Origin of the sequence: Micromonospora sp. KC606, from assembly GCF_004348675.1 — a bacterium.
Classification (GTDB): Bacteria; Actinomycetota; Actinomycetes; order Mycobacteriales; family Micromonosporaceae; genus Micromonospora.
Window position 1 is genome coordinate 1 of sequence record NZ_SMKN01000286.1, and the last position, 6093, is coordinate 6093.

The 6093-nt window shown below is 75.0% G+C and carries 6 protein-coding genes; 3 read left to right on the top strand and 3 right to left on the bottom strand.

From position 1 onward, the window contains the following. Positions 1-99 precede the first annotated feature (99 nt). Both E1193_RS29275 and E1193_RS29280 read right to left on the bottom strand, forming a co-directional pair. On the bottom strand, positions 100-1422 hold the full coding sequence (locus E1193_RS29275) for a ribonuclease D (protein ID WP_132186398.1): 1323 nt from the start codon (positions 1420-1422) through the stop codon (positions 100-102). A gap of 271 nt (positions 1423-1693) precedes the next feature. Then, complete coding sequence (locus E1193_RS29280; RefSeq protein ID WP_132186399.1) at positions 1694-2263, bottom strand: DUF3000 domain-containing protein; 570 nt, start codon at positions 2261-2263, stop codon at positions 1694-1696. A 207-nt stretch (positions 2264-2470) separates the two neighbouring features. On the opposite strand from E1193_RS29280, the gene hemE reads away from it, so the two are divergent. From hemE to hemQ, 3 genes are read left to right on the top strand one after another with little or no spacing between them, the layout of a single operon-like run. Further along, on the top strand, positions 2471-3562 hold the full coding sequence (hemE, locus tag E1193_RS29285; RefSeq protein ID WP_132186400.1) for a uroporphyrinogen decarboxylase: 1092 nt from the start codon (positions 2471-2473) through the stop codon (positions 3560-3562). Between the two features lie 12 nt (positions 3563-3574). After that, on the top strand, positions 3575-4999 hold the full coding sequence (gene hemG / locus E1193_RS29290) for a protoporphyrinogen oxidase (RefSeq protein ID WP_132186401.1): 1425 nt from the start codon (positions 3575-3577) through the stop codon (positions 4997-4999). Next, positions 4996-5697 (top strand): hydrogen peroxide-dependent heme synthase, encoded by a 702-nt coding sequence (gene hemQ / locus E1193_RS29295; protein ID WP_132186402.1) that lies wholly within the window; start codon positions 4996-4998, stop codon positions 5695-5697. The genes hemG and hemQ overlap by 4 nt, the downstream gene beginning before the upstream one ends. Positions 5698-5776: 79 nt before the next feature. On the opposite strand, the gene E1193_RS29300 is transcribed toward hemQ, so the two are convergent. Continuing rightward, the coding region (locus E1193_RS29300; protein WP_207922917.1) for a cellulose binding domain-containing protein at positions 5777-6093 on the bottom strand (317 nt) is incomplete at its 5' end.

The following is a 6093-nucleotide window of genomic DNA, read 5'->3' on the forward strand; positions in this document are numbered from 1 at the left end:
ACCCCACACCCTCATGTGGCCGGTCCGCCCCCGCTCGGCCGTGTCGATCATGACGTTCGCGTCCACCGCGCGGCGTGTCGTGGACGCGAAATTTCATGATCAACCAATTGGAGGGGCGGGCGCGGTGAGGGCTTCGGTAAGGGCGGGTACCAGGAGGCGGAGCTGCCACTCGCGGGCGCCGAAGCTGCGCAGCGTCTCGGCCACCGTCTCCTCCGAGACCTCGTCGGGTGGCTGCCAGGCGAGGCGGCGGATCGAATCGGGGGAGATCAGGTTCTCCGGGGGGAGCCGGTGCTCGCCGGCGACCCGGACCACCACCTCCCGGCAACGGGCCAACCGTCCGGCCGCCACCGGATCCCGTTCCGCCCAGCGGTGCGGCGGGGGCGGCCCCTCCACCACCGGGCTCGCCGGCAGCGCGTCCTCCGGCAACTGCCGGGCGTCATCCAGGGCCGCCAACCAGGTACGCGCCAGCCGGCGCACCGACCGGCCGCCGAAGCCGGGCAGGGTGAGCAGGGTCTTCTCGTCCTTCGGGTCCAGTTCGGCGGCGGCGACGATCGCCGAGTCGGGCAGCACCCGCCCCGGGGCGGCGTCCCGCCGGGCGGCGATCTGGTCCCGCGCGTACCAGAGGGAACGGACCCGGGCCTGGGCGCGCGCCCCGCGTACCCGGTGGATGCCGGAGGTGCGCCGCCACGGCTCCGCGCGCGCCCGCGGCGGGCGCGCGCCGGTGCGCACCAGCGCGGCGAACTCCTCGGCCGCCCACTCCGACTTGCCCTGGCGGGTCAGCTCCTCGTCCAGGGCGTCGCGCAGGTCCACCAGCATCTCCACGTCCAGCGCGGCGTAGGTCAGCCAGGACTCCGGCAGCGGACGGGTCGACCAGTCCGCCGCCGAGTGGTGTTTCTCCAGGGTGTAGCCGAGCAACTGCTCGGTCAGCGCGGCCAGACCGACCCGCTCGAAGCCGGCCAGCCGGGCGGCCAACTCGGTGTCGAACAGCCGCCGGGGACGCAACCCCACCTCGGCGAGGCAGGCAAGATCCTGGCTGGCGGCGTGCAGCACCCACTCGGCGCCGGCGATCGCGGCGTCGAGCGCGGACAGGTCGGGCAGCGGTAGCGGGTCGATCAGTGCCGTGCCGGCGCCCTCGCGGCGTAGCTGCACGAGGTAGGCGCGCTGGCTGTAGCGGTAGCCCGAGGCGCGTTCGGCGTCCAGGGCCACCGGGCCGGTGCCCGCGGCGAAGCGGGCCACGACCTCGTCGAGATCGCTGGGATCGGCCACCGGTCGGGGTGTGCCGTCGCGGGGCGCGGTCAACGGCACGGGCCCGCCGGTGGGCTGCTCGGTCCCCGCGTCCTGCGGATCCGGCGTGGCCGAGGGTGGGGCGTCTCCCGTACGGCTTTCGGCGGCCCGACGGCGCAGGGGTGGTTCGTCGGTCACCTGACAACCCTAGTGCGCCGCGCGACCGGCGTGTGCGTAGCCGGTCCCGCGTGTGTCGGCGAGGTGTCCGGTCGGAGAACGAACGGTGACGGACACGCCGGTCGTCGGGGTGCCCGCCGCACGCCGAGCGGCGGGACCGACCGTGGCTGCGGCAGATCGCGGCTTCCGGGGTTCGTAGACACCCCCACCTGCCGCAGAAGAAGGCGAGCAAGGGGGCGGGGCGATCAAGAGGGCGGAAGCGATCAAAGGGGGTTGATCAAAGGGGTGCGGATCAGGCGGTGGCGGGGCGGCGTTCGGACAGCGCGGTCACCCCGGGTGGAGGCAGGCCAGCCGTTGAGGCCAGTAACGCGCACCAGGCCTCCAGGTGGGGGCCCAGGTCGTCGCCGAGCGGCGTCCACGAGGCCCGGATCTCGATGTCCCCCGCCGCGGGCGGGCCGGCGAGCTCGCCGAACCTCGTCGACAGTGTCTGGGTGATCGTCCCGCCGGCCGCGCGGTGCCGGGCGTCGTACGCCTCCAGCGCGTCGGTCAACCAGGTCCAGCCCACCCCGGGCAGCAGCGGATCGGCGGCGAGGTCGACCTCCAGCTCCGCTGTGACGTAGGTGACCAGCCGCAGGGTGCCCCGCCAGGCCTCGTGTCCGGCCGGGTCGTGCAGCAGCACCAGCCGCCCGGTGGCCACCTCCTCCTCGTCGCGCAGCACCGTCGCGGACAGGGCGAAGGCGTACGGGGCGAGCCGCTGGGGCGCGCCAACCTCCTCCAGCTCGATCTCGGCCCGGGGGATGACCGACCGCAGCCCGGCGACCGCGCGGGCAAAGGTCTCCGGGAGCGCGATCGGGGGGGCCATGCCGGCAGCCTATGCCGCCGTCGGCCCGCCCGTCCGGACGGCGCGCCGAGGGCCTGCGCGGACGACGCGCCGAGGGCCTGCGCGCACGACGCGCCGTGGAGTGGGTACGGATCCACCCGGCGCGCGGGGCCGCGCGGCCCCGGGCGAGGGTCACAAAAGGCGGCGCTGCCCGCTTCGGTCCCGCGGCCGCGTGGCACGATTGCCACGATGACCACCGACACCACGGGCACTGCCGCCCGAGACGGAGCAATCCGCCCCGGCGGGCCGGCTGACTCACCCTTCGTCCGGGCCTGCCGCCGCGAGCCCGGCCCCCACACCCCGGTCTGGTTCATGCGCCAGGCCGGCCGCTCGCTTCCCGAGTACCGCGAGATCCGGGCCAACGTGGGGATGCTGGAGTCCTGCCGGCAGCCCGAGCTGGTCGCCGAGATCACCCTCCAGCCGGTCCGCCGGCACGGGGTCGACGCCGCAATCCTGTTCAGCGACATCGTGGTTCCGGTCGCCGCGGCCGGCGTCGACCTGGACATCGTGGCCGGCACCGGCCCGGTGGTGGCCGATCCGGTGCGCACCGCCGCCGACGTCGAGCGGATCCGGCCGATCGGCCGCGACGAGGTGTCCTACGTGGACGAAGCGGTCCGGCTGCTCGTCACCGAGCTGGGCGACACCCCGCTCATCGGCTTCGCCGGCGCCCCGTTCACCCTGGCCAGCTACCTGGTCGAGGGCGGGCCCTCGCGTACCCACGCGAAGACCAAGGCGCTGATGTACGGCCAGCCGCAGCTGTGGCACGCGCTCTGTGCCCGGCTGGCGGAGGTCACGCTGGCCTTCCTGAAGGTCCAGGTCGACGCCGGGGTCTCCGCGGTGCAGCTCTTCGACTCCTGGGCCGGCGCGCTCTCCGAGGCTGACTACCGTCGCTACGTGCTGCCGCACTCGACGAACGTGCTCTCCGGGCTGGCCGACGCGGGCGTGCCCCGGATCCACTTCGGGGTGGGCACCGCCGAACTGCTCGGCGCCATGGGCGAGGCCGGCGCCGACGTCGTCGGGGTGGACTGGCGTACCCCGCTGGACATCGCCACCCGGCGGATCGGGTCGGACAAGGCGGTGCAGGGCAACCTCGACCCGACCGTGCTGCTCGCCCCCTGGCCGGTGGTGGAAACCGAGGTGCGGCGAATCCTGGCGCAGGGCCGCGTCGCCCCCGGCCACGTGTTCAACCTCGGTCACGGTGTCCTGCCGGAGACCGACCCCGACGTGCTGACCCGAGTGGTCGCGCTGGTGCACGAGGTGTCCGCGCGACCGACCGACTAGGGCGGGGCGACGATGCGGCAGCCCTGGCGGATCGCGGTGGTCGGCGGCGGCATCACCGGCCTGGCAGCCGCCGTCCGGTTACGCGACCTGGCCCCCGCCGGCACCCAAATCACCGTGTACGAGCAGTCCGGCGCGCTCGGCGGCAAGCTGCGTACCGGTGAGCTGGCCGGTACGACGGTGGAGCTGGGCGCCGAGTCGTTCCTCATGCGGGACCCGGCCACCGGCGGCGACTCCGCCGCGGTGGCCCTGGTCCACCGGCTGGGCCTGGCCGACCGGATCGTCCACCCGAGCGTGGGGCAGGCCGCGCTCGTGATCGACGCCGGGCTGCGCCCCATCCCGGGCGGCACGCTGATGGGCGTACCCGGGGATCCGTCGTCGGTGGCGGTGGTCGCCGAGGTGGACCCGGCGGCCGACCGGGACGCCGGTCGCCCGCTGCTCGGCCCGGACGAGGACGTCGCCGTCGGCGCGCTGGTCCGCTCCCGGCTCGGCGACCAGGTGGTGGACCGCCTGGTCGACCCGCTGCTGGGCGGGGTCTACGCCGGCCGCGCCGACGACCTGTCGCTGGCGACCACCATGCCCGCGCTGGCCCGCGCGTCGCGCGTCGCGCACACCCTGACCGGGGCGGTGCGGGCGGCCCAGGCCGCCGCCACGCGGACCGCGCCGGCCGGCGGCTCGCGCCCGATCTTCGGTACCCTGGCCGGCGGGATGGGCACGCTGGTCGAGACGGCCGCCCGGGCCAGCGGCGCGACGATCCGCCGCAACGCCGCGGTACGGGAGCTGAAGCCGACGGCCGACGGCTGGCGGCTGACCGTCGGCCCGACCCGCGACCCGGAGCACGTCGAGGTGGACGCTGTCGTGCTCACCGCGCCGGCCCGTCCCGCCGCCCGGCTGCTCGCCGACGCCGCCCCCGAGGTCGCCGCCACGGTCGGCCGGCTGGACTACGCCAGCGTCGCCCTGGTCACCCTCGCACTGCCCGAACCACGACTGCCGGCGCTCTCCGGGCTCCTGGTGCCGGCCACCGAGGGCCTGCTGGTCAAGGCCGCCACGTTCTTCACCACCAAGTGGGGACACCTGGCCCGGCCGGACGGGGTCGCGCTGGTCCGCGCCTCCGTCGGCCGGTACGGCGAGGAGGCGCAGCTCCAGCTCGCCGACACCGACCTGGTTGCCGCCACGCACCGGGAACTGTCGCGGGTGCTGGGGGTGGCGCTGCCCGCGCCGCTGGCCGGCCGCGTGCAGCGCTGGGGCGGGGCCCTGCCCCAGTACGCCCCGGGGCACCTCGACCGGCTCGCCGCCGCCCGGGCGGCGTTGCGTGCGCACCATCCGACGCTGGCCCTGGCCGGCGCCGGTCACGACGGGGTCGGCATCCCGGCCTGCGTCCGCTCCGGCGAGACAGCGGCCGGGGAGATCATCGAAGCACTGGGAGGATCGGGTCAATGACCGAGCAGAGCAACGCGGCCCGGCTCAAGGAGCTCAACGCCGCCATCCGCTACACCATGTGGTCGGTCTTCCGGGCCACCAGCCCGCTGCCGTCGCTGCGGGAGAACGTCACCGGCGAGGTCGAGGCCCTCTTCGAGGAGTTGGCCGGCAAGGACGTGGTGGTCCGCGGCGTGTACGACGTGGCCGGCCTGCGCGCCGACGCCGACGTGATGGTCTGGTGGCACTCCTCCTCCAGCGACGCGTTGCAGGACGCGTACCTGCGGCTGCGGCGGACCACGCTGGGGCGGGCGCTGACCCCGGTCTGGTCGCAGCTGGCGCTGCACCGGCCGGCCGAGTTCAACAAGAGCCACATCCCGGCGTTCCTGGCCGACGAGACGCCTCGCGGGTACCTCTGCGTCTACCCGTTCGTCCGCTCCTACGAGTGGTATCTGCTGCCGGACGCCGAGCGGCGTGAGTTGCTCGCCGAGCACGGGCAGATGGCCCGCGGCTACCCGGACGTGCGGGCCAACACGGTCGCCTCGTTCGCCCTGGGCGACTACGAGTGGATGCTCGCCTTCGAGGCCGACGAGCTGCACCGCATCGTCGACCTGATGCGCGACCTGCGCGCGTCCCGGGCCCGCCGGCACGTGCGCGAGGAGGTGCCGTTCTACACCGGGCGGCGGCGCGCGGTCGCCGACATCGTCAACGGCCTGGTCTGACTGTCCGGTGGGTGTCCCAGGCGCTGCGGGGCGGTTGAGCCGGCCGGGACCGTGTGGATGACGGCCCCGGCCGGGTGGTTCAGAAGGTCGCGGTACAGGACGGGGTCGGGTTGGCGCCGCTGCCGGAGCCGAGGAACCCGAAGGTCGCCTTCGCCCCGGCGCCCAGCGTGCCGTTGTAGCTGGCGTTCCTGGCGGTCACCGTGGACCCGCTGCTGGTGAGCGTGGCGTTCCAGGCCTGGGTGACCCGCTGGCCGCTGGCCAACGTCCAGGTGACCGTCCATCCGCGGATCGGGGTGCGGCCGGCGGTCACCTCGATGTCGCCCTGGAAGCCGCCGGACCACTGCCCGGCGGATCGGTAGGTGGCCGTACAGCCCGCTGCGGCCGGCGAGGTGGGGG